This window comes from Herbidospora daliensis (genome assembly GCF_001570585.1).
GTDB classification, from domain to species: Bacteria; Actinomycetota; Actinomycetes; order Streptosporangiales; family Streptosporangiaceae; genus Herbidospora; species Herbidospora daliensis.
Map to the genome: position 1 here is coordinate 746,182 of NZ_BBXF01000002.1, position 18,985 is coordinate 765,166.

The 18,985-nt window shown below is 70.7% G+C and carries 21 protein-coding genes; 9 read left to right on the plus strand and 12 right to left on the minus strand.

What is annotated here, in order from left to right:
- Positions 1-9 precede the first annotated feature (9 nt).
- Positions 10-681: a response regulator transcription factor gene (locus tag AW274_RS09905; RefSeq protein WP_062430747.1), complete on the plus strand. Its 672-nt coding sequence runs from the start codon at positions 10-12 to the stop codon at positions 679-681.
- Positions 674-1,741, plus strand: coding sequence for a sensor histidine kinase (locus tag AW274_RS09910; protein WP_083973962.1), 1,068 nt, complete (start codon positions 674-676; stop codon positions 1,739-1,741). The genes AW274_RS09905 and AW274_RS09910 overlap by 8 nt, the downstream gene beginning before the upstream one ends.
- On the opposite strand, the gene AW274_RS09915 is transcribed toward AW274_RS09910, so the two are convergent.
- From AW274_RS09915 to AW274_RS09950, 8 genes are all read right to left on the minus strand, one after another.
- Entirely contained in the window at positions 1,738-2,598 is an 861-nt protein-coding gene (locus AW274_RS09915) for an isocitrate lyase/PEP mutase family protein (RefSeq protein ID WP_062430749.1), read from the minus strand. The genes AW274_RS09910 and AW274_RS09915 overlap by 4 nt on opposite strands.
- Before the next feature lie 41 nt (positions 2,599-2,639).
- Positions 2,640-3,008 carry a VOC family protein gene (locus AW274_RS09920; RefSeq protein WP_062430750.1) on the minus strand — a complete coding sequence of 123 codons (369 nt, stop codon included), beginning with the start codon at positions 3,006-3,008 and terminating at the stop codon, positions 2,640-2,642.
- A gap of 23 nt (positions 3,009-3,031) precedes the next feature.
- Positions 3,032-3,616, minus strand: a complete 585-nt coding sequence (locus AW274_RS09925) for a permease-like cell division protein FtsX (RefSeq protein WP_062430751.1) — start codon at positions 3,614-3,616, stop codon at positions 3,032-3,034.
- Positions 3,613-4,137, minus strand: a complete 525-nt coding sequence (locus AW274_RS09930) for a sigma-70 family RNA polymerase sigma factor (protein ID WP_083974255.1) — start codon at positions 4,135-4,137, stop codon at positions 3,613-3,615. Before AW274_RS09930 ends, AW274_RS09925 begins: the two co-directional genes overlap by 4 nt.
- 94 nt (positions 4,138-4,231) lie before the next feature.
- Positions 4,232-6,472: an esterase-like activity of phytase family protein gene (locus AW274_RS09935; RefSeq protein WP_198169114.1), complete on the minus strand. Its 2,241-nt coding sequence runs from the start codon at positions 6,470-6,472 to the stop codon at positions 4,232-4,234.
- Between the two features lie 119 nt (positions 6,473-6,591).
- A complete protein-coding gene (locus tag AW274_RS09940; protein ID WP_062430752.1) occupies positions 6,592-7,206 on the minus strand; it encodes a dihydrofolate reductase family protein in 615 nt (204 codons plus the stop codon).
- A gap of 13 nt (positions 7,207-7,219) precedes the next feature.
- Entirely contained in the window at positions 7,220-8,455 is a 1,236-nt protein-coding gene (locus AW274_RS09945; RefSeq protein WP_062430753.1) for a PP2C family protein-serine/threonine phosphatase, read from the minus strand.
- A gap of 45 nt (positions 8,456-8,500) precedes the next feature.
- Positions 8,501-8,722 carry a hypothetical protein gene (locus AW274_RS09950; RefSeq protein ID WP_062430754.1) on the minus strand — a complete coding sequence of 74 codons (222 nt, stop codon included), beginning with the start codon at positions 8,720-8,722 and terminating at the stop codon, positions 8,501-8,503.
- A gap of 137 nt (positions 8,723-8,859) precedes the next feature.
- Here AW274_RS09950 and AW274_RS09955 point away from each other — a divergent pair, with 137 nt between their 5' ends.
- From AW274_RS09955 to AW274_RS09970, 4 genes are read left to right on the plus strand one after another with little or no spacing between them, the layout of a single operon-like run.
- On the plus strand, positions 8,860-9,414 hold the full coding sequence (locus tag AW274_RS09955; RefSeq protein WP_062430755.1) for a hemerythrin domain-containing protein: 555 nt from the start codon (positions 8,860-8,862) through the stop codon (positions 9,412-9,414).
- Between the two features lie 51 nt (positions 9,415-9,465).
- A complete protein-coding gene (locus AW274_RS09960; protein WP_062430756.1) occupies positions 9,466-9,708 on the plus strand; it encodes a DUF2188 domain-containing protein in 243 nt (80 codons plus the stop codon).
- 42 nt (positions 9,709-9,750) lie between these two features.
- Positions 9,751-10,014, plus strand: a complete 264-nt coding sequence (locus tag AW274_RS09965) for a DUF4235 domain-containing protein (RefSeq protein ID WP_062341199.1) — start codon at positions 9,751-9,753, stop codon at positions 10,012-10,014.
- Positions 10,015-10,032: 18 nt separating this feature from the next.
- Entirely contained in the window at positions 10,033-10,398 is a 366-nt protein-coding gene (locus AW274_RS09970; RefSeq protein WP_062430757.1) for a hypothetical protein, read from the plus strand.
- 71 nt (positions 10,399-10,469) lie between these two features.
- Here AW274_RS09970 and AW274_RS09975 read toward each other — a convergent pair whose 3' ends face one another.
- A complete protein-coding gene (locus AW274_RS09975; RefSeq protein WP_062430758.1) occupies positions 10,470-10,820 on the minus strand; it encodes a hypothetical protein in 351 nt (116 codons plus the stop codon).
- Between the two features lie 208 nt (positions 10,821-11,028).
- Between AW274_RS09975 and AW274_RS09980 the strand changes: the two genes are divergently transcribed.
- The gene (locus AW274_RS09980) at positions 11,029-11,382 is read left to right on the plus strand and encodes a hypothetical protein (protein WP_198169115.1); all 354 of its coding nucleotides are present in this window, start codon (positions 11,029-11,031) and stop codon (positions 11,380-11,382) included.
- Here the strand turns inward: AW274_RS09980 and AW274_RS09985 are convergent.
- Positions 11,379-12,323: a WD40 repeat domain-containing protein gene (locus tag AW274_RS09985; protein ID WP_062430760.1), complete on the minus strand. Its 945-nt coding sequence runs from the start codon at positions 12,321-12,323 to the stop codon at positions 11,379-11,381. The two genes, AW274_RS09980 and AW274_RS09985, sit on opposite strands and share 4 nt — an antisense overlap.
- A gap of 92 nt (positions 12,324-12,415) precedes the next feature.
- On the minus strand, positions 12,416-12,871 hold the full coding sequence (locus AW274_RS09990; RefSeq protein ID WP_062430761.1) for a MarR family winged helix-turn-helix transcriptional regulator: 456 nt from the start codon (positions 12,869-12,871) through the stop codon (positions 12,416-12,418).
- Between the two features lie 70 nt (positions 12,872-12,941).
- On the opposite strand from AW274_RS09990, the gene AW274_RS09995 reads away from it, so the two are divergent.
- A complete protein-coding gene (locus tag AW274_RS09995; protein WP_062430762.1) occupies positions 12,942-15,008 on the plus strand; it encodes an LLM class flavin-dependent oxidoreductase in 2,067 nt (688 codons plus the stop codon).
- The gene (locus AW274_RS10000) at positions 15,005-15,892 is read left to right on the plus strand and encodes an LLM class flavin-dependent oxidoreductase (RefSeq protein ID WP_062430763.1); all 888 of its coding nucleotides are present in this window, start codon (positions 15,005-15,007) and stop codon (positions 15,890-15,892) included. The genes AW274_RS09995 and AW274_RS10000 overlap by 4 nt, the downstream gene beginning before the upstream one ends.
- A 45-nt stretch (positions 15,893-15,937) precedes the next feature.
- Here the strand turns inward: AW274_RS10000 and AW274_RS10005 are convergent, their stop codons facing one another.
- Positions 15,938-18,928, minus strand: coding sequence for a glycosyl hydrolase 115 family protein (locus tag AW274_RS10005; protein ID WP_062430764.1), 2,991 nt, complete (start codon positions 18,926-18,928; stop codon positions 15,938-15,940).
- Positions 18,929-18,985: the final 57 nt, after the last annotated feature.

Here is an 18,985-nt window from a genome sequence, read left to right on the forward strand (position 1 = left end):
ATCGAGGGCGTGCGCGTGCTGATCGTCGAGGACGAACCCTATTTGGCCGAAGCCGTCCGCGACGGGCTGCGGCTGGCCGCCATCGCGGCCGACATCGCGGGCGACGGCGACACCGCTCTGGAACTGCTGGGCGTCAACGACTACGACATCGCCGTGCTCGACCGCGACATCCCCGGCCCGTCGGGCGACGAGATCGCCCGGCACATCGTGGCCTCCGGCAGCGGCCTGCCGATCCTCATGCTCACCGCCGCCGAGCGGCTCGACGACAAGGCGTCGGGCTTCGAGCTGGGGGCCGACGACTACCTCACCAAGCCGTTCGAGATGCGGGAGCTCGTGCTGCGGCTGCGGGCGCTCGACCGCAGGCGGGCCCGCACCCGGCCGCCGGTGCGCGAGGTCGCCGGGTTGCGGGTCGACCCGTTCCGCAGGGAGGTCTACCGTGACGGCCGCTACGTCGCGCTGACCAGGAAGCAGTTCGCCGTGCTGGAGGTCCTCGTCGCGGCCGAAGGCGGCGTCGTCAGCGCCGAAGAGCTGCTGGAACGGGCCTGGGACGAGAACGCCGACCCGTTCACCAACGCCGTGCGCATCACCGTCTCGGCGCTGCGCAAGCGGCTCGGCGAACCGCAGATCATCGCGACCGTGCCCGGCGCCGGTTACCGCATCGAGGGAGGGGACCGTGGATAGAGCGCCCGGGATGAGCGTGCGGCTGCGGCTCGCCCTCAGCTACGCCGCGTTCCTGATGCTGGCCGGCGTCCTGCTGATCGGGACCGTGTGGGTCTTCACCCTGCGCCACCTGCCCGAATACACCAGCGTCGACGGGGGTGTGCTGGTCAGGCCGACGCTGCTGAGCGACTTCGCCTCGGCCACCGGGGCGGTGCTGCTCTTCCTGCTGATCTTCGGCCTGGTCGGCGGGTGGTTTCTGGCCGGACGCATGCTCGCGCCGCTGACCCGCATCACCGACGCCACCCGGCTGGCCACGACCGGCTCGCTCGCCCACCGGATCAGGCTGCCCGGCCCCCACGACGAGTTCCGCGAACTCGCCGACGCCTTCGACGGCATGCTCGAACGGCTCGAAGCCCACGTCGCCGAACAGCGCAGGTTCGCCGCCAACGCCTCCCACGAACTGCGCACCCCGCTCGCCGTCTCGAAGGCCCTCCTGGACGTCGCCCGCACCGACCCCCACCACGACGCCGGCGAACTCGTCGAACGCCTGCACGCCGTCAACACCCGGGCGATCGAGCTCACCGAGGCGCTGCTCCTGCTCAGCCGGGCCGACCAGCGGTCGTTCACCCGGGAGCCGGTCGACCTGTCGCTGCTGGCGGAGGAGGCCGCCGAGACGCTGCTCCCGCTGGCGGAGAAACGCGGCGTCACCGTCGAGACCTCGGGCGACATCACCCCGGCGGTCGGATCGCCGCCGCTGCTGCTGCAGCTGACCACGAACCTGGTGCAGAACGCGATCGTCCACAACCTGACCGGCCAGGGCAGCGTGTGGGTCAGCACCGGCGTGCGGCCCCGGAGCGTGGTGCTGGCCGTCGAGAACACCGGCGCGGTGATCACCCCGCAGCGGGCCGCCACGCTGACCGAGCCGTTCCAGCGCGGCACCGAACGTCTCCACGCCGACCACGCGGGCGTCGGCCTCGGCCTGGCGATCGTCAAGACCATCGCCCACGCCCACGACGGGACCCTCACCCTCAGCCCGCGCGCCGCCGGAGGCATGCGCGTCACCGTGGAGCTGCCGCGCTAGCTCTCGTAGCGGGTTTCCAGGGCGTCGTGCTCGTCGAGGCCGATCAGGGTGTTGAACTCGTCGAAGGTCAGCGCGGGCCGGGCCCGGCCGTCGGCGGCCAGGCTCCGCAGGTAGTCGCGCATCCCGGCCGCCGCGGCGAACCCCGCCCCCAGCGAGAAGATCGCCAGCGAGTACCCCATCTCCTCCAGCTCCCCCGCCGCCAGCTGGGGTGTACGCCCGCCCTCGATCTGGTTGCTCAGGACCGGGACCACGCCGCGGAAGGCGTCGCAGACGCGCCGCATCTCCTCCTCCGACTCGGGCGACTCGACGAACAGCAGGTCGGCGCCCGCCTCGTGGTAGGCCATCCCGCGCTCGATCGCCTCGTCGAGGCCCAGGGTGGTGCGGGCGTCGGTACGGGCGACGATCACGAAGTCGGGGTCGCGGCGGGCGTCCACGGCCGCCTTGATCTTCTGGACCATCTCGTCGCGGGCCACGACATGGCGGCCCAGCATGTGGCCGCAGCGTTTGGGGAAGGTCTGGTCCTCGATGTGCAGGGCCGCCGCGCCCGCCCGCTCGTAGGCCCGCACGGTCCTTCGGACGTTGAGCGGGTTGCCGTAGCCGGTGTCGGCGTCGGCGATCAACGGCAGCCCGGAGACCTCGGCGAACACGGCCACCCGGGCCTCCATCTGGGTGGACGTCAGATAGCCAACGTCGGGCTGGCCCAGCAGGCTCGCCGAGGTCTGGAAGCCGCTCAGGTAGACGGCCCGGAAGCCCAGTTCCCGCACCAGCCGGGCCCCCGTGCCGTCGTAGGCGCCGGGGGCGACCAGGATCTCCGGCGCGGCCAGCAGTTCCCGCAGGCGAGTGGTGTGCTTCGCCATGATCTGCCCCCTCAGACAGGAAACGTCCCCTCTGGTGGCCCCTACCCAGGGACCCGGGTGCGGAGCAGGCAGAACTCGTTGCCTTCGGGGTCGGCCAGCACGTGCCAGCTCTCCTCGCCGGTCTGCCCGACGTCGGCGGGCTTGGCGCCGAGGGCCAGCAGCCGCTCCAGCTCGGCGTCCTGATCGCGGTCGGTCGGGCTGACGTCGATGTGCAGCGGCAACTTCCCCGATCTCGGATCGTCGCTCGCGCTGAGCACGAGCACCGGCCGGTGACCTTCGTCAGCAGGCCCGATCTCGATGAAGTCGTCCTTCCGCCCGACGACGACGTAACCGAGCACCTCACACCAGAACGCGGCCAGCGCCTCGGGGTCGCGACAGTCGATCACCAGTTCACTGATACGGCACGCCATGTCGCGGGTGCTACCCCGCAACCTCACGGGTATCCGCAGTCGCCCCGCGCCGCGGCGACGCAGGCCGGGTCGATCACCGCGGACACCCCGGGCATTTCCGCCGCCGATCTCGCCAGCGCCGGCAGGTCGGCGTCCGGCCGGAGCCGGGCCACGTAGGACTCGGACATGTCGGAGGGTCTGAGCACGTCGGCGAAGGCCGCGTTCCCGTCTTTGGCGATGAACGCGTCCCAGGCGTCCTGCCGGCTCCTGAACGCCACCGACTCCACTCCCGGATGCCCGTTCAGCATCACCTGGAGCTCCTCCCGTTCGTCACGGGTCGCACACTGCTCGACCGGGCCACCGGGCTTGCAGAGATACACGACGATCTCGGGGGCGCCTGCGTCGGTCACGTCGGTCATGGCCATGGCCAGCACCATGGCCTCGGGAACCGGCTCGGGGCGGCTGCTCAGCCCGACGAACCCGGTCGCGACCAGGGCCGCGGCGGCGGTGATCTTGAAGAACAGGGCGGCGCGACGCCGCCGGGGGCGGGGCAGCGGGCGTTCCCGGACCAGGACCGAGTCGGCGCGGGCGTGCAGGGCGGCGCGGAGGTCGTCTTCGATCGGGTTCACGTGTTGTCTCCCAGTTCGTGCGGGAGCCTGCTCAGGGCTCGGGCGATCGTGGACCTGGCCGTGCTCGGCCGGATGCGCATGACCTCGGCGATCTCGACGTCCGACAGGTCGAGGTAGTAACGCAGCACCAGCGCCTCGCGCTGCCTTCTCGGCAGGCGCGCCAGCGCGGCGAGCATGCGCTGCCGCGATTCGCCGATCAGCACGGCGGTCTCGGCCGACTGGACGTCGCCGGGCCGGTCGGTGCGGCGGGGGATCAGCGCCCGGCGGCGCAGCACCGACCTGGAGCCGTTCAGCACGCACGTCCTGACGTACGGGAGGGTCACGACGCCGGGGCGGGCCAGGCCGTGGAGCCGGGCGAACACGTCCTGGACGACGTCTTCGGCCGTCTCCTGATCGCCGAGGAGGAGCACCGCCAGACGTACGAGACCAGGCCGGTGATCTCGGTAGAGGGCGGTCAGTTCGGCCTCATGGGCCGGTTCGTCGCGGGCGGGCCGCGACAGCCGCACGGTGTCACCATCCATGCCCAAGGAACGCACCGGGTCGCCGATCCGCTGCCTCATACGCGAAAGGCCCAGACCGGGGTGTTTCCCGGCCTGGGCCTTTCCTACGGTGACGTCAGCCGCGCAGGCCGGGGACGTCGATGACGATCACTTCGGTGTCGTCGGCGCGGCCGGGGATGCGGCCGTCGTTGCCGGGGAAGTTGTTGTCGTTGGCCACGACGACGCGGTCGCCCGACAGGGGCAGGACCGACTCGACCGACTGGAGCGGGAAGGAGAACAGGTCTCCGACGCCGTACTCGTTCGGGCGGGCCGGGGTGGAGACGCCCTTGGGGTCGGCGATGCGCATCAGGTCGACGGCGGTGCGGCGGGGGAGCACGCCGTTCGCGTCGGCCTTGTCGAGGTCGGTGACGATCAGCTTCTTGACGAACGAGGTCTGGCCCATGCCGTTGTCGCGCTCGATCAGCAGCAGGCGCTTGCCGTCGAGGACCTGGGCGTCGCCCACGAACAGGGTCGGGTCGTCGACGCGGAAGATCCAGGTCTTGCCGGTGTAGGCGGCGGTGCGGACGTCGAACTCGTACACGACGCGGCGGCGCTGGTCGGGGTCGGCGGTCTTGGCGCGCTCGAGGATCGGGTAGAGGGTGTAGCCGTCCTCACTGGCGGCCATGGCCTCGAAGCCGCCGCTGCCGGGCAGCGACGGGGTCTCGCCCGGCTTGAGCTCGTTCGACTGGGGCGACTTGGTGCCGTCGAACAGGGGGATCGGGGCGCGCAGGACCTTGCCGGTCTTGTCGACGTTCACCAGGTAGGGGCCGAACTCGTCGCCGATCCACAGGGTGCCGTCCGCGTCCCACTGGAGCGACTCGATGTCGAAGTCGGCGCCGGTCAGCAGGCGCTCGGCGGTGTCGCCGTTGACGATCGGGAACGGCACCTTGCGGTCGGGGTCGCGGAAGCTGATGTGGCTGCCGACCTCGATCTGACCCGACTTGTAGTCGGGCTCGATGTAGTAGGCGCGCAGCAGGAAGTCGGGCGAGTTGTCCTTGGAGCCGAAGCCGTTGTCGGGCATGCCGAGCAGGCGGTTGGCGTTCTTCGAGCCGCGGGTGTGCGGGATGACGGCCGAGAAGCCGGGGATCGGCTGGCCGGGGAACGGCGGGGTGATGCCGTTGACCGGGGTCTTCGGCATGAAGTTGCCGGAGATCGGGCCGGGCTGGTAGTCGGTCGCCGACAGGATCGCGCGGTCGCGCAGCGTGGCCTCGTCGGGCACGTTGACGCTCAGCTCGTAGAGGCGGGTGATCTGCGTCGCGCTGTTGTTGTCGTCGGACACCAGGTAGAGCACGCGGGTGTCGTCGTCGAGACGGTCGCCGAGCGCCATGCCCTCGATGTTGTCGAGCAGCGGGTTCGGCTGCGGCTGCTTGGTCGTCGCGCCCGACGGCGGGCAGTCGGCGATGTCGGCCAGCAGCTTCTTGCCGAGCCACGCGCGCGGGTCGGTCAGCGTCGACAACGACGCGACGCCCGAGACGTCGGGGGCGCCGGTGGCGGTGACCCGGTAGATCCGCACGGTGTTGCCGACGCCGGCGGTGAAGCCGCGCTCCATCGCGAGGAACTGGTCGTCGCCGAGCGCCACCAGCTCGACCAGCCCGAGGTTCGGGTCGGTCTTGTACGCCCACTGCGCGGCCGGCGTGTAGTCGCCGCCGGGCGTGCCGGTGTAGCGCAGGATGCGCTGGCGGCCCGCGCCCGAGGCCTCACGGCCGTCGGCGAGCAGGGGGCCTTCCATGCCGGCGTACAGGGACGTGCCGTCGGGCGAGGTGGTGAGCGCCTCGAAGGCCAGGTTGACCGGCGACTCGCCCGCAGGGGTGATCCGGAACCGGGCCGGGACCTCGAACGAGGCGGTCTGCACGCCGTCTGACAGGCGGAACCGCCGGATCGACGGCTCGGTCTCGGAGCTGGCCAGGATGGTGTGGCCGTGGGGCTCGACGACGAGCCCCTCGCCGTCGAAGTCGGTGCCGTTGTAGGCGGTGCCGTCGGGCCGCTTCAGCGTCGTCATGTCGACGACCTCGGCGCCGTCGCCGGACAGGGCGACGTCGTAGACCCGCGCGGGCACGGTGCCCGTGTTGTCCGACAGCGCCAGGACGCGGTCGTCGCGCAGCCGCGCGATGGCCGACAGGCCCCCGACGGGGGTGCCCTCGAACGTCTTCTTGTCGAGGCTGTCGGTGAAGCCGCGCAGGCCCACGTCGGCCGAGCAGGGCGCGCCGAGGTTCACATCATTGGACGACGCCGCGCCGGCTGCCGGGACCGTCACGCCGAGCATGGCGATGACCGCCGCGGCGGCGAAGGCGGGGGCGGGCCACCTTGTGCTGGGCACAAGTACCTCCGAAAAATCGTGATGCGGGGTGAGACACCCGCTGGAGATGAGCGAAGTCCCCGCAGCCCGCCAGAGCAGAACGACGCGTCAAACAGATCATGAACATCTGCGCTCGGGCTTCACGACGCGCGGCCGCCCATGTCGCCGACGGCCGGGACCCCCTCGCCGAGCCCGTAGCGGAGCAGCACCGCGCCCTTGGCCGAGGTGGCCGGCGGCTCCAGCAGGGTCAGGTTCGCGGGCACCGCGCCGCCGTCGAACACCTTCTTGCCCACGCCGAGCACGATCGGGAAGAGCCACAGGTTGAGCTCGTCGAACAGCCGCTCGCGCAGCAGGGTCTGCACCAGGTTCAGGCTGCCGATCACGTGGACGTGCTCGTGGCGGTCGCGCACCTGCCGCACGGCGCTCACCAGGTCGGGGCCCAGCAGCGTCGATCCGGCCCAGTCGAGGGACGGCTCGCCTCGGGAGGCGACGTACTTGGGGAGGCGGTTGAACAGGGCCGCGATGTCGCCGGCCTGGTTGGGCCAGTGGGCGGCGAAGATGTCGTAGGTCCGGCGGCCGAGGAGCAGGGCGTCCATGGCCGTCATGCCGGCGCCGACCTGCTTCCCGACGGTGTCGTCGAACAGGGGCGCCTGCCAGCCGCCGAAGGGGAAGCCCTCTGGGTCTTCCTGGGGGGTGCCGGGCGCCTGGGCGACCAGGTCGAGGGTGGCGAACAGGTCGATGTGGATCAGGCCCATGCGGTTGTCTCCGTCAGGTTCGGGGGATCGGCCAGTCGGCGTGTTCGAGCTCGGGGTCGGGGTCGGGGCCGCGCCATTCGACGATGACGACCGTGGCGTCGTCGCGCAGCACGCCCTTGTGGTAGACCAGCACGGCCTGGATGAGCCGCCGCAGCGTCTCGGGCACCGGCAGCCCGCTCTGGTGGTTGCGGATCACGAAGTCGACGAACCGGTGCACGCCGAACTCACGGCCGGAGGCGTCGCGGATCTCGGTGATGCCGTCGGTGTAGAAGATCAGCCGGTCGCCGGGCTCCAGCTGCTCTCGGCACGTGGTGACCGACAGGCCCAGGTCGAGGCCCATCGGGTGGGCCGGCATGCATTCGAGCATGGTGGTCCAGCGTCCGCCGCGCAGCAGGACGGGCGGGGGATGGCCCCGGTTGACCCAGGTGAACAGGCCGGTCCGCAGGTCGAGGTCGCCGATGACGGCGGTGACGAACCGCTGCGCGCGGCCGAACTCCTCGATGAGCACCGCCTCGATGTCCTCGCTGTTCCTGGCCAGCGTCGCGCCCTGGCGGCGGTTGTTGCGGCAGGCCGCGATCGCCAGGTTGGCCGTCAGCCCGGCCGAGACGTCGTGGCCCATCGCGTCGAAGACGGCGATGTTCAGGGTGTCGCCCGCGACGGCGTAGTCGAAGGCGTCGCCGCCCACCTCGTAGGCGGGTTCGAGCATGCCCGACACGGTCACGCGGTCGCTGGCGAAGGTCAGCGGCGGGACGAGCCGCCACTGCATCTCGGCGGCCACGTTCATCTCGCGGGTGCGGACGATGCGCGCGTAGGTGTCGCTGTAGCCGTGCATGCTCGTCAGCAGCAGCGCGAGCACCGACGACAGGTGGCGGGCGGACATGTGGTCGAGGGTCGGCCGGCCGGTGCTGACCCGCAGCACGCCGAGCCGGGTGGTGCCGTTGAGGATGGGGATCCACCAGTAGAGGGGTTCCCCCGCCTCGTCGCGCTGGACGAGGGTGCGGACCTCCTGGAAGGCGAGGCCGGGCAGGCCGCCTTCGACGGGCAGTTCCTCCGGTACGCCGGACAGGTCGACCCCTGGGCCCTTGAGCAGCCGCATGACCTGCTGCTGGAGGTCGACCAGGTAGATCAGGACATGGGTGAACCCCGCCTGCGGGGTGTGGATGGCCAGGAGCGACGGCAGGTCGTCGACGGTGCGCAGGTGACTGCTCTCGATCAGGCCGGCCAGCATTCGCTCGTAGCCCGCAGACATGATGTCTTCGGCCTACCCTCCTCTGATCAGCAGAAACGAGGGGGCCTACCCGTGGCCCGGCTCCTCGGGGTCGGTGGGGGCCATGACGGTGTCGTCCATGACGCCGATCAGCTTGCCCACCGGCAGCAGCACGACCAGCAGGATCAGGCAGGTCCAGAACAGCGCGGCGGAGCCGATGATGAGGCCGACGCCGCCGAGGGTGAACACGGCCACGAAGACGCCGGCGTAGATCCACGATCGCGGCCGGCCGTGTCTGTTCCGGGTCATGGGTGCCCACTGCCCGAGCAGGCCCCGGCTATGCCGCCAACCAGACATAAAGGACAAAAGTTAAGGTCTCCCGGACATCGCCGCACGTGAGAGGGGTAAGGGGCGATGAGTTGTCCGACCAGTGAGGGGAGTCCGCCGTGGACACCCGGCAGAGTGACGTCGTCACCTTTCTGAAGCACCAGCACGAAGAGATCAAGACCCTGTTCACCGAGGTCGAGTCGGCCCAGGGCGACGCCCGCGAAGAGGCCTTCCGCAGGCTGGTCCACCTGCTCGCCGTGCACGAGACCGCCGAGGAGGAGCTCGTCCACCCCTACGCCCGCAAGGTCGTGCCGGGCGGCGACGCCATCATCGACCAGCGGCTCCAGGAGGAGAACGAGGCCAAGCAGGCGTTGTCCGACCTCGACGAGATGGGCACCGACAACCCCGATTTCCTCAAGCACCTCGACGCCCTGCGCACCGACGTGATCGACCACGCCGAGGCCGAGGAGAGGTTCGAGTTCCCGCAGCTCGAAGCCGAGGGCGACCCCGACCGCCTCCGCAAGATGACGGCCGGCGTCAAGGCCGCGGAGAAGATGGCCCCCACCCACCCGCACCCGGGCGTCGAGTCGGCCGCCAAGAACATGCTGCTCGGCGCGCCCGTCGCCATCATGGACCGGGCCCGCGACGCCATCCGCAAGGCCATGGGCAACTGATCGCACCGATTCGGGGTAGCGGCGAAGGCACCCCGAATCGGAGGAGCAGTGATGGCAGGACAGGCCAACTCACGCGACGTGGTGAGACAGGAAGACGGGCAGTGGGCCGTCACCAAGCCGGGCGGCAGCCGGGCCAGCGCGTTGTTCGGCACCCAGGACGAGGCGGTCAAACGGGCCGCCGAGATCCTCGCGGCCGACGGCGGTGGTGAATTACGCGTCCACGGCACCGACGGCAAGGTGCGCGACCAGCGCACGATCGCCCCCGGCAACGACCCCCACCCGCCCGCCGGGTGATCGGCCGACTACCGCTGGGCGCCTCGGGTAGCACGTACCGGCATGAACAAACTAGCGGTGCGCGGCGCGAGCGCGCTCAGCGGCATGATCGGCGGCGCGGTGGCGAGCCTGATCTTCAAGCAGGTCTGGAAGCTGGCCGCCGGTGAGGACGAGGCGCCGCAGGCGACCTCCCCCGACTACGGATGGGGCGAGGTGGTCGTGGCCGCCGCGATCCAGGGGGCCATCTTCGCCGCGGTGAAGGCGGCCATCGACCGGGCCGGGGCCGAGGCCTACCGGCGCTCGACCGGCGAATGGGTCAGAGACTGACGGGAGGATGACGACCGGATGACCGTGACACGATTCAAGGACCTGCCGCTCGCCGACCGTTCACGCGAATGGGACGGCAGCGCGGCCGACAGCCGCGTCCGCGACTGGGCGGGCGCGGAGGACGAACCCGACGCCGCCTACCGCGACGCCCATGTCTGGTACGACGGCGACGCCCCGCAGAACTTCGGCAGCTACAAGCTGCTGATCGCCGACGTCGTCGACGGAAAACTGAAGGCGGTGCCGCGCGCCGTGATGGCGGCCGGCGGCATCATGCAGGGGGCGCGCGGCGGCGTCGACATCCCCAAGGGCGACGTCGACCGGGTCAAGGCCCACCTCGCGAAGTACTACGAGAAGATGGGCGAGACCGCTCCCTGGGAGCGCTGACGTGCGAAGACCCGCATCCGGGCGTTCGATTGACCCCCTGTCGCCGAACGCCGGATGCGGGTCTCGCCGCGTCACGGAAGCTGGTTGTAGCCGGTGTAGTAGTTGCCGACCTGCTCCCGGTACGCCGGGTCCTTGTAGGTGTCCTGGTCGAACTCCGGCGCGTTCTTGATCTCTTCCTTGGTCCGGGCGAGGAAGACCTTGCGCTGCTGCGGGTCGATCTCGGTGATCGTGCTGGCGGGCATGATGACCTTCTTGCCGAAGATCCAGAAGCCCGTGTCGACGACGATGTAGGCGTCGCCGACGGCGTCGCTCTGCTCGTCGACCTCGCCGATCTTGCCGTCGACGGCTTCGACGTCGAACCCGATCACGCTCACCCCGGCGCCGGACGCGACGCCTTCCTGGTAGCTCCACGGCTCGTACATGTAAGCCCCTTTCGTTGGACGCTGCTGACAGGGCCGCTACCCGACGCGCGACCGGCAAACGTGCCGCGAACCGATTGATCTCCGGTTCCGTTTCAGGGGCATGTGGCGTCGTCTTGTTCTCGTCCTCGCGCTGGCCGCGGGGACGCTCGTCTTTTCTTCCGTGCCCGCGTACGCCTGCAAGTGCGCCCTCGTTCCGGTGAAGGAGCGGGTGAGTAATTCCGCGCTGGTGTTCACCGGGGTGGCCACCGGTTTCAGGGCCGCGAAGTCGCCCCTCCGGCAGCACACCTACACATTTCGGGCCGACCATTCGTACAAGGGGAAGCCGAAGGTGACCGTGAAGGTGGTCACCAACACCGAGAGCGCCGCGTGCGGGGTGAAGTTCACACGCGGCGCCCGTTATCTGGTGTTCGCCGGGAAGTCCGAGGGCCGTCTGGTGACCGGCCTCTGCTCGGGCAACACGGCGGTCGCCAAGGGGACCCGCCCGTTGAAGGCCGCCGATCTGCCCGCGGGCGTCGACCCGGCCACGATCAAGCAGCTGGGCAGGGCCAAGCCGGTCCGTTAGCCGCCGCAGGCGGCGTAGGTGAAGGTGTCCTTCAGGATGTCGTAGCGGTCGCGGACCACGGTCACGCCGGTCTTCGTGTCGTGCTGGAGGACCGTCATCCGGTTGGGCACCTTCGGCAGGTTCTGCGACACGTGCAGGGTGACCTGCGTGGGGCCGGTCCAGTCGAGCATCTCGACGGTGCCGCCCTTGGGCAGCTTGATCGGGTTGTCGCCCTCCACCTGGGCGGTCTCCACGTCGGAGACGACGATCTTGTTGTCGGACACCAGAGTGGCCAGGGTCCGGGCGTCGGAGTGGAGCGCGTTCGGACCCCAGCCGTTGACGGCCTCGGCCGGACGGCCCTGGCGCAGGAGGTGGCCCGACCGGTCGTAGACGCGGAACACCTCGTCGGTCGCGCTGGTCAGCACCTCCTTGCCGTCGCCGCTGAAGCCGACGAACTCCCGCTTGGTCGGCAGCAGGCCGAGCCGCTTGCCCTTCTTCGTGTCGAAGATCATCGTCCGCCGGTCGGTCACCGCGAGGGTCGCGCCGTCGTCGGACAGGCGGAACCACACGTTGTACTGCACGACGTTCTTCGGCAGCGTGTCGGCGGGCAGCAGCGTGACCCCGCCGCCCATCGTGCGGACCGCGATCCGGCCGTCCTTGCGGAAGTAGACGATCTTCTGCCCGTCACCGCTGATCGCCACCGGCGCGGCGGTGAACCCGACCGGCTTGCGCTTGCCGTCGAGCGCTTCGAGCTGCGCGTCCTTGAGCTGGATGATCTCGCCGTGGTGCGTCACGAGCCGCCAGTTCCCGCACAGCACGACCTGCTTCTTCACCTTGCACGCCTTGGCCGACGCGTAGCGGATGCTGTCGCCCCCGTGATGCGGCTCCGCCTGCGCGGCCGCCGGCACCGTCACGACGGCCGCGGCCATCGCCGCCACCGCGACCAGAACCCTGAACTTCATCTGTAACCCCCTGGTTGTGTTCCCCGTCACAACCTTGGATGCGGGCAGAGGGTGGCGGGTTGGTCACAGATCGGAAACGATGGCGGGCCGGCTCATCTGTGGGTGATCTCGATGCGGTCGAGCAGGATGCCGGAGATCTCCGTGAGGGCCGCGATCTGTTCGGGTGTGAGCGAGTCCATGACGTAGCGCTTGACCGCCGCGTCGTAGTGCTTCCTGGCCTGGCAGGCCAGTTCGCGGCCCCGTTCGGTCAGCCGGACGGCCGAGCCCCGGCTGTCCTCCTCGCACGCCTCCCGGGTGATCAGGCCGCGCTGTTCCATCCGGCGGAGCTGGTGGGACAGGCGGCTCTTCTCCCACTCCAGGCCGCAGCGCAGGGCGAGTGAGCGCACGGTCTCGTCGGGGCGTTCGTTGACGGCGACCAGGACGTCGAAGTCGGCCTCGGACAGGCCGGTGGCGGCGGCGAGTTCGCGGCCGAGGACGCCGCTGAGCCGGACGCGCATGCGCTGGTAGCTGTTCCAGGCGGCGGCCTGGGGGTCGGTGAGAGCGGCCATGAGACCCAGATTAGTTGATGCGTCAACCTTGTCGTATATTGGTTGACGTATCAACCTAAGGGAGTCCCCCATGAACTACGGCCACGCGTTGCGGTTCGGTGCCCTCACCGGCCGCCCTGAGCTGGTCGAACAGCTCGGTTACGACCTGGCGATGGTCCCTGAGTGGACCCGGTTGTCCTGGCTGGCCGGCCGGACCGACCGGGTCGGCCTGGTCGGCCGGGTCGACCTCGCCGAATGGAACGCCGCCGTGCTCGGGCGGTCGGCCGCCGGGCTCGATCTGCTGTCGGGCGGGCGGGTCTCGCTCACGCTCGGCACCTCCGGCGACGTCGCGGCGCTGGCCGAGGCCATCGACGTGATCCGCGCGGTCTGGGACACCTCGGCGCCCCGGGTCAGTTATGACGGCGTGCACCACCGGCTCGCCGGGGCGGAGCCGGGGCCCGCGCCGGCGCACGCCGTGCCCCTCTGGGTGACCGGCGACGATCCGGCCGTGCTGGAGCTGGCCGGACGCCAGGCCGACGGGTGGGTGTTCGCCTACGACCCCGAGCGGCCCGAATGCCCGCGTACCGGCAACAAGCTGGTCGACGAGGCCGCCGTGGCGGCCGGACGGGACCCGCGCGAGATCCGGCGCATCCTCGTCGTCACGGGCGACGTGCCGTCGAGCGTGCTCGGCGACGGGTTCGGCACGATCGTGCTGCGGAGCGACGACGAGGCCGTGCTGACGCGGTTCGCCCGCGAGACGATCCCGGCCCTGCGCGCCGCCGCCCCCGACGGGCTCTCCGACCGGCCCGTCAGGCGGGCCGCCGCGCTGGCGAAAAGGCGTGCGGGCATCGACTACGACGGGGTGCCCGAATCGCTGGCCGCCACGGCCGTCGAACCGGGCGACGCCGCCTACGGGCGGGTCAGGTCGAACTACCTGCGCGGCGGCTCTCCCGGGGTGCTGCTGTTCCCGCGCGACGCCGCCGAGGTCGCCGACGCGTTGGCCTTCGCCCGCCGCCACCCCGCGCTGCCGCTGGGCGTGCGCAGCGGCGGCCACGGCGTCAGCGGCCGGTCGACCAACGACGGCGGGATCGTCGTCGACCTGCGTCACCTCAACTCGATCGAGGTGCTCGATCACGCCGAGCGCCGGGTCAGGATCGGTCCGGGCGCACGCTGGAAGGAGGTCGCCGCCGCCCTGCGCCCTCACGGGTGGGCGATCGGGTCGGGCGACTACGGCGGCGTCGGGGTCGGCGGGCTGGCCACCGCGGGCGGCATCGGGTTCCTGTCGCGCAAGCACGGGCTCACCATCGACCGCCTGCGGGCCGTCGAGATCGTGCTGGCCGACGGCTCGCTGGTCAGGGCCGACGAGCACGAGAACGCCGATCTGTTCTGGGCGGTACGCGGCGCCGGCGCCAATTTCGGGATCGTCACCTCCTTCGAGTTCGAGGCCGACGAGGTCACCGACGTCGGCTGGGCCCAGCTCGTCATGGACGCCGCCGACCCGGCCGGCTTCCTGCGGCGCTTCGGCGAGGTGGCGTCCACGGCCCCGCGCGACACCACGGCCTTCCTGATCATGGGGCCGCCCCGGCGCGGGCAGCCCGCCGTGGCGCAGATCATGGCCATGGTCGACTCCGGCGACCCCGAGGTCATCGTCGAGCAGCTCCAGCCGTTCGCCGGCATCTCCGGCCTCTACCAGCAGCAGGTCGTCGTGGCGGCGTACGCCGACGTCATGGACAACGCCCACGACGGCGACCACCACGGGCAGGGGGAGCCGGTGGCGCGGTCGGCGTTCGTCCGGGAGATCACCCCGGCGTTCGCGGCGGCGGCGGCGAAGATGCTGGCCAGCGGGGTCGTGTACTTCTTCCAGATCCGCACCGTCGGCGGCGCGGTCGCCGACGTCCCGGCCGAAGCCACGGCCTACGCCCACCGCGACGCCGGTTTCCAGGTCACCGCGATGGGGATCGACGACACGCGGATGGACGTGTTGTGGGAGGCGAGCCGCGAGCACTTCGACGGCCTCTACCTCAGCTTCGAGACCGGCCTCGGCAAGGTCGCCGACGCGTTCCCGCCGCAGACCCTCGACCGGCTGCGGGCCCTGAAGCGCCGCCACGACCCGGCCAACGTCTTCCGCGACAACTTCAACATCAGGGATGAGAAATGAGCGACTACGGGCACGACCTGCTGTTCGGCACCTTCGTCAGCCCGGCGATCCAGCCGGTCAGGCACGCCGTCGACCACGCCAAGGCGGCCGAACGGGCCGGGCTCGACCTGGTCACCTTCCAGGACCATCCCTACCAGCCGCGGTTCCACGACACCTGGACGCTGATGTCGTACATCGCGGCCCAGACCGAGCGGATCAGGCTGAGCGGCAACGTGACCAACCTGCCGCTGCGCCAGCCCGCCGTGCTGGCGCGCAGCGTGGCCAGCCTCGACCAGCTGAGCGGCGGGCGGATCGAGCTCGGCATCGGCGCGGGCGGGTTCTGGGACGCCATCGAGGCGATGGGCGGGCGGCGGCTCACCCCCGGCCAGAGCATCGAGGCGCTGGAGGAGGGCATCGGCATCATCCGCCAGATCTGGGCCGCCGACGAGCGCGGCGGGGTCAGGTCCGACGGGCCCTACTACCCGGTGAAGGGCGCGAAGCGCGGCCCCGCCCCGGCTCACGACGTGGGGATCTGGGTGGGGGCGTACAAGCCGAAGATGCTGGCCCTGACGGGGCGGGCCGGCGACGGGTGGCTCCCGTCGCTGCCCTACCTGCCGGGCGGCCCCGCCGACCTGGCCGAGATGAACCGGCACATCGACGAGGCCGCCCTCGCGGCCGGACGCGAGCCGCGCGCGATCAGGCGGCTGCTCAACATCTCCGGCGAGTTCACCGCCGCGAACCGGGGTTTCCTGCAGGGGCCGCCTGAGCAGTGGGTGGCGGAGATCGCCGGGCTGACGACCGACTACGGCGTCAGCGGCTTCCTGCTGATGTCCGACGACCTGGCCAAGACGGAACTGTTCGCGGCCGAGGTCGCCCCGGCGGTCCGCGAACTGGTCCGCCCCTGAGGTCCCCGCGGACCGGTCCGACCGGACCCGGTCCGGGGGCGGTGCTCAGAAGTGGCGGCTCGGCGGCGGGCCGAGGTAGCTGGTCAGCAGCCCGCCGGTGTCCACGACGATCTTCTGGACGACCACCGTCGGGTCGACCATCCAGAACTTCAGCGTGTGCGACCCGGCGCCGGTGATCGTGTGGGTGGTGACGGTCCGGTTGACGTTGTCGGAGGTGTTGCGCTCCCACTGCTTGTTCATCCGGGTGTCGTCGGCGCCCGTGGCCGCGATGACGTCGACGACCTGGGGCGTCGCGTCGTCGACGGAGACGGCGTACTTCAGGCCCTCGGTCGGCAGCACGTTGTTGCGCGGCGACAGGTAGGCCCAGACCTTGACCGGTCCGGTCGTGAACAGGTGCAGGTCGTACTCCAGCCGGGGGCTGTTCCCGCCGGGGGTCTGGCGGGGCGCGGTGACCGGCCACGGGGTGAGGCCGTCACCGGTGCGGCCGATGCCGGGGATCCTCTTCCACTGCCCGACCGTCTTCGACGGGCGGGCGGCGTCGAGGGAGACGTACCCGCCGGCCTCGACGAAGCCCTTCACCGGGCCCGACGGGTTCTTCACCACGGCCCGCACCACCGAGGCCGCGCCGTCGGGGCCGGTCACGGTGATCGGCACCTCGGTCGTGCCGCGCGGGGCGCGCGACCAGTCGACCTTCAGCGTGCTGCGGACCTGCTTGTCGAGCCGGCCGCGCGACGGTTCGGCGCGCAACCACGGCACCGACGGCCTGATCTGGTAGTCGAACGGCACGGTGCCCTTGTTGTAGACCTCGATGTGCTGGTCGGGCCCGCTCTGGTAGGGGCTGAACTCCGGCAGCGCCGCGGGCTCCACGCCCATCTCGGCGACGGCCGGGACGGTGATGCGCCGCAGCGCCGGATAGAGGGCGTCGGGCAGCGCGACGTTGTTCAGCTCGGGCTGCTGCCAGGGGGCGTTGGGGCCGTAGCGGGCGACGTCGCCGTAGCCGATCTTGGGCTGGAGTTGCCAGTTGTGCCACTTCCCGCCCGCGAGGCCGGTGTTGTAGTGGTCGTTCATGGCCTGGTCGTCGGCGAAGCGGGCCTCGGCGAGGTCGGCCAGGTCGTTGGTGGCGGCCCGGCCCTGGTCGGCGTAGCGGAGGTTGGTGAACTGGGCCAGCCGGAGCGCGTAGAGGTTGGCGGTCGCCTTCACCTGGTAGAGGACCAGCTGGAAGTAGGCGTCCTGGGCGTTCTGCGGCAGCCTTCTCGCGATCTTCTCGGCGCGGGCCGACACCTCCGCCCACTCGGCCGTCACCCGTTCGGCCTCCCGGTAGTTGGTCAGGCTGTAGGGGCTCGCCTGGTCGTCGTAGACCACGGCCGTCGAGTCGGTCGACAGGTCCTTCGACGAGTCGACGCTGATCAGCCGGTTGAGCAGTTCGGGCTTGCGGCGCGACTGCAGGGCCGCGTAGTCGTGCAGCACCTCGGCGATCTCGCGCGACTGGCCGGCGCCGAAGTTCTGGGCGGCGTAGCCGCGCTCCCAGTCGGTGACCTTCTCCAGCGGGATCGGCTTCCAGGCGTAGTCGAGGAAGAACTGCGTCGGCAGCTCCTCGTTCTTGAAGTCGCCGACGTTCACCACCCAGAGCCGGTCGACCCCGTAGGTGTACGACAGGTTGAGCTGCTCCCAGATGTTCGGCAGCTGGTTGGTGTCGACCCACTTGTAGTTGCGGCCGCCGCCCACGTAGTCGAAGTGGTAGTAGAGGCCGTAACCGCCGGCCCGGGGCGGCGCGCTCCGGTCGGGCAGCTTGCGCATGTTGCCCCAGTTGTCGTCGGTGAAGACGACCGTCACGTCGTCGGGCACCCGCATGCCGCGGTCCCAGTAGCGCTGGACCTCCTTGTAGAGCGTCCACACCTGCGGCGCGCCGGTCATGCCCTCGCTCGCCAGGATCTCGCGCTGGGTGTTCACGATGTCGGTCATCAGGTCGATGCCGTCGCCGTCGGGCAGGCTGACGTCGCCGTTGCCGCGCATGCCGAGGGTGACCACACCTTCGAAGTCCTCGGTCTTCATGCGCTCGATCCCGTCGCGCCAGTACTCCGTGATGGCGTTCCGATTGCGGCGGAAGCTCCAGTCGCCGTTGCCGCCGTAGGGGTCGCTGGTGCCCGCGACGGCGTGCCGGTTCCACTCCTCGATGCCGCGCATCATCGGCGCCTCGTGCGAGGTGCCCATCACGATCCCGTACGCCTTCGCCGTCGCGTGGTTGGCCGGATCGTCCTCGGCGAACGCGCGTCCCCAGACGGCGGGCCACAGGTAGTTGGCCTTCAGCCGGAGCATGGTCTCGAAGACCTTCGCGTAGAGGTGCCGGTTGAACCCGCCCGGGTGGCCGGGGGCCAGGCCGGGTCCGAAGAACTCCGGTCCCCACGTGCCGAGCGCCGGGTTCTCGTCGTTGATGAAGATGCCCCGGTACTTGACCGCCGGGGTGCCCTGGGTGTGCCGGCCCGGTTCGACGTACAGGGCGTTCTTCTTCTGTACGGGCACGTCGTCCCACCAGTACCAGGGCGAGACCCCGATCTCCTTGGAGACGTCGTAGACCCCGAAGATGGTGCCGCGCTGGTCGCTGCCCACGATGACGAACGCGCTGCGCACGCCCGGCAGCGGATCGGGCACGACCTGCTCGATCGTGGTCTCCCACTTTCCTCTGATGCCCGACACGTCGAGCTTGCCGCGTGCGACGAGCTGGTCGATCAGCGGGCTGCGCCCGAGCGTGCCGACGATGACGACCTCGCCCCGGGTGGGCGCGGCGGTGGAGACGGCCGGTTTGACGCCGGCGACCTTCTCGACGTCGGTCTGGAGGTCGCCGACGGCCCGGGTCACGCCCGGGAAGTCGGCCTGGCTGACGTGGATCGGCGCGGCCTTGCCGCCCGCGACCAGCGGGAACCGTCCGTGACCCGGGCCGGTCTTGATGTAGGACGTGGATGAGACGTCGTGGGCCTGCGCGGGCGCCACCAGTGTGGTGAACACGAGGGTGGCGGCGAGCAGCGTCCGTAAGAGCATCCGAGTGGCTCCTTCGAAATTTTCGCCATGGGCTAGAAACTTTCTAACAGCGGCCTG

Bases quoted from the DNA above. Each gene is read 5' to 3' on its own strand.
- AW274_RS09960 (WP_062430756.1), top strand. From the start codon at position 9,466: ATGGCAGGACAGGCCAACTCACGCGACGTGGTGAGACAGGAAGACGGG.
- AW274_RS09990 (WP_062430761.1), bottom strand. From the start codon at position 12,871: ATGGCCGCTCTCACCGACCCCCAGGCCGCCGCCTGGAACAGCTACCAG.
- AW274_RS09975 (WP_062430758.1), bottom strand. From the start codon at position 10,820: ATGTACGAGCCGTGGAGCTACCAGGAAGGCGTCGCGTCCGGCGCCGGG.
- AW274_RS09985 (WP_062430760.1), bottom strand. From the start codon at position 12,323: ATGAAGTTCAGGGTTCTGGTCGCGGTGGCGGCGATGGCCGCGGCCGTC.
- AW274_RS09940 (WP_062430752.1), bottom strand. From the start codon at position 7,206: ATGGGCCTGATCCACATCGACCTGTTCGCCACCCTCGACCTGGTCGCC.
- AW274_RS10000 (WP_062430763.1), top strand. From the start codon at position 15,005: ATGAGCGACTACGGGCACGACCTGCTGTTCGGCACCTTCGTCAGCCCG.
- AW274_RS09970 (WP_062430757.1), top strand. From the start codon at position 10,033: ATGACCGTGACACGATTCAAGGACCTGCCGCTCGCCGACCGTTCACGC.
- AW274_RS09915 (WP_062430749.1), bottom strand. From the start codon at position 2,598: ATGGCGAAGCACACCACTCGCCTGCGGGAACTGCTGGCCGCGCCGGAG.
- AW274_RS09945 (WP_062430753.1), bottom strand. From the start codon at position 8,455: ATGTCTGCGGGCTACGAGCGAATGCTGGCCGGCCTGATCGAGAGCAGT.
- AW274_RS09950 (WP_062430754.1), bottom strand. From the start codon at position 8,722: ATGACCCGGAACAGACACGGCCGGCCGCGATCGTGGATCTACGCCGGC.
- AW274_RS10005 (WP_062430764.1), bottom strand. From the start codon at position 18,928: ATGCTCTTACGGACGCTGCTCGCCGCCACCCTCGTGTTCACCACACTG.
- AW274_RS09965 (WP_062341199.1), top strand. From the start codon at position 9,751: ATGAACAAACTAGCGGTGCGCGGCGCGAGCGCGCTCAGCGGCATGATC.
- AW274_RS09920 (WP_062430750.1), bottom strand. From the start codon at position 3,008: ATGGCGTGCCGTATCAGTGAACTGGTGATCGACTGTCGCGACCCCGAG.
- AW274_RS09930 (WP_083974255.1), bottom strand. From the start codon at position 4,137: ATGGATGGTGACACCGTGCGGCTGTCGCGGCCCGCCCGCGACGAACCG.
- AW274_RS09995 (WP_062430762.1), top strand. From the start codon at position 12,942: ATGAACTACGGCCACGCGTTGCGGTTCGGTGCCCTCACCGGCCGCCCT.